A 1353-nucleotide genomic window follows, 5' to 3' on the forward strand; every position below is an offset into this window, starting at 1 on the left:
CGCAGAGACATGGCCAACGGCGTGGCCCGAGCGTGGGAACACATTCTGGATGGCTCCGGCCTTTCCGTGAACGAGATGAGATTGAAGGGAAGATATGTCGAAGATGTCTATTGAAGGACCGATGGCCGGTTGTCCCGAGCGCTATACGTTCAACGGACCGACGATGGGCACCCGATACAGCGTGCAATGCTACGCGCCGGCGGGGTTGGACCGCGCCCTGATCGTTTCTAAACTGGATGCGGCGGTACGAGCGGTAGACGAGGAAATGTCGAACTGGAAGGACAGTTCCGATTTGACACGGTTGAATAGAGCCGAGCCCGACGTCTGGGTGCCGATATCCCGCAATCTTGCGACGGTGCTGGTGCGCGCGACGGAGATGGGGCGCGAGACAGACAATGCGTTCAACGCAGGTGTCGGCGATGTGGTGGATCAGTGGGGCTTCGGCCCGTCAAACGCGCCGCGGCCATCCATGCGGGAAGCCTCGCGCGAACGACCCCGACGCCCGCTGGTCGAACTGCTCGACGTCGACGTCGAGCAGTGTCGCGCTCGCAAGCAGGCGCACGTGAGCCTCGACTTGTGCGGTATCGCCAAAGGCTTCGGCGTAGACGAATTGGCGCGTGTGCTGGACAGTCATGACGTTCGGTCGTGGCTTGTCGGAATCGACGGTGAGATGCGTGCGCGAGGCACAAAGACTGGCCAGGCACTGTGGGCAATCGCAATCGAGCGTCCCTACTACGAACGCCGGGAGGCGCTCGGCGTGATCGAACTCACCGATATCGCGGTCGCAACTTCAGGGGATTATCGTCACTGGAGCGAATGCGAGGGCAAGCGCATCTCGCATGTCGTGGATCCGCGCACAGGTGAGCCTTTATGCAACAGGGTCGCGTCGGTCACAGTGCTGGCGAGGTCCTGTATGGACGCGGATGCTTATGCAACCGCTCTCATGGTGTTGGGGCCTCAGAAAGGCCTGGATTTCGCACGCCGCAAGCAACTGGACGCACTTTTTCTGCTGCGCGATGGCGCACAAATACTGGCGATCGGCACGGGTCTGTTCGATGCTCCATAAGGGGCTCTGGTCGCGTCTACCCACCCTAGGCAGGCAATCGTCAACACGTGGTGCCAGTTTCAAGGGTATGGAAGTACGCGGCGGATAAAATGCTTCTCGATCTCGCCAAGAGCAAACACGACACACGAAAGCAGCAGACATATCTCCAGTCTAGCCATATCAAGTGCGGTCGTCCGGAAAACGGTTCTTCAGCAAGGCAATCAGGAGGCTCTCCGACCGTATAACCTCGCACCTCCCTTACCTTCCGGGACTCTCTACCCGCGCGCACTGACATCAACCGCGTCACC

The 1353-nt window shown here is 59.9% G+C and carries 1 protein-coding gene; it reads left to right on the forward strand.

The window, feature by feature from the left end; translation table 11 throughout:
• Window positions 1–94 precede the first annotated feature (94 nt).
• Window positions 95–1066, forward strand: a complete 972-nt coding sequence (locus AWB67_RS37910) for an FAD:protein FMN transferase (RefSeq protein ID WP_374729770.1) — start codon at window positions 95–97, stop codon at window positions 1064–1066.
• The last annotated feature ends 287 nt before the right edge of the window (window positions 1067–1353 follow it).

The organism is Caballeronia terrestris (assembly GCF_001544515.1).
Classification (GTDB): Bacteria; Pseudomonadota; Gammaproteobacteria; order Burkholderiales; family Burkholderiaceae; genus Caballeronia; species Caballeronia terrestris.